This is a genomic window from Niastella sp. OAS944, from assembly GCA_024809215.1.
GTDB lineage: Bacteria > Bacteroidota > Bacteroidia > Chitinophagales > Chitinophagaceae > Niastella.
This window is the reverse complement of sequence record JANUBW010000029.1, coordinates 1-1,248: the sequence shown is the minus strand read 5'-3', so window position 1 is coordinate 1,248 and position 1,248 is coordinate 1. Positions and strand designations below refer to the sequence as shown.

The following is a 1,248-nucleotide window of genomic DNA, read 5'->3' as shown; positions in this document are numbered from 1 at the left end:
ACTCTATTATTAACTTAATACTGACTGTAAACAATGTACTCAGAGATACAACCAGAGCAACCATCTGTACCAACCAATTACCATATCGCTGGAATAGCACTAATATTACCGCAGCTGGTACATACAGAGATACCCTCACCAGCAGAAGCGGTTGTGATTCTATTGCCAATCTAATTCTGACTGTAAACAGTGTGCTCAGAGATACAACAAGAGCAACCATCTGTACCAACCAGTTACCATATCGCTGGAACGGAACCAATATTACCGCCGCAGGTACATACAGAGATACTCTTACTAGCAGAAGTGGCTGTGATTCCATTATTAATCTCATCCTGACTGTAAACACTGTATTACGGGATACTACCAGAACTACTATCTGTACCAATCAACTGCCATACTCCTGGAATGGCACCAATATTACTGCCGCGGGCACTTATAGAGACACACTCACTAGCAGAGCTGGTTGCGATTCGATCATAAATTTGATCCTGACTGTAAACACTGTATTACGCGACACAACCAGAGCAATCGTCTGTACCAACCAATTGCCATATCGTTGGAACGGTATTAATATCAATACAGCCGGTACTTATAGAGACACCCTCACCAGCAGAAGCGGTTGTGATTCTATTATTAATCTCATCCTGACTGTAAATAGTGCTCTCAGAGATACTACCAGGGCTACTATTTGTACCAACCAATTACCATATCGCTGGAATGGCACCAATATTACCGCCGCAGGTACCTATAGAGATACGCTCACTAGCAGAGCCGGTTGCGACTCTATTATCAACCTCATCCTGACTGTAAACACCGTGCTCAGAGATACAACCAGAACCACCATCTGTACCAATCAACTGCCATACACCTGGAATGGTACTAATATCAATGCCGCGGGTACTTACAGAGACACCCTGACCAGTAGAAGCGGTTGTGATTCGATCATCAATCTGATCCTGACTGTAAACACCGTATTACGCGATACAACCAGGACTACTATCTGTACCAACCAATTGCCATATCGTTGGAACGGCACTAATATTACAGCCGCAGGAACCTATAGAGATACGCTCACTAGCAGAAGCGGTTGTGATTCTATTACGAACCTCATCCTAACTGTAAACAACATTCTCAGAGATACTACAAGAACTACCATCTGTACCAATCAACTGCCATACACTTGGAACGGCACCAATATTACCGCCGCAGGCACATACAGAGACACCCTCACTAGCAGAGCTGGTTGCG

General features: G+C 44.2%; 1 protein-coding gene. It reads left to right on the top strand.

Features of this window, described 5'->3' with window-relative positions; genetic code table 11:
- Nucleotides 1-1,248 (top strand): hypothetical protein (locus GGD38_RS37345; RefSeq protein WP_375303978.1); only part of this gene is annotated, 1,248 nt, incomplete at both ends.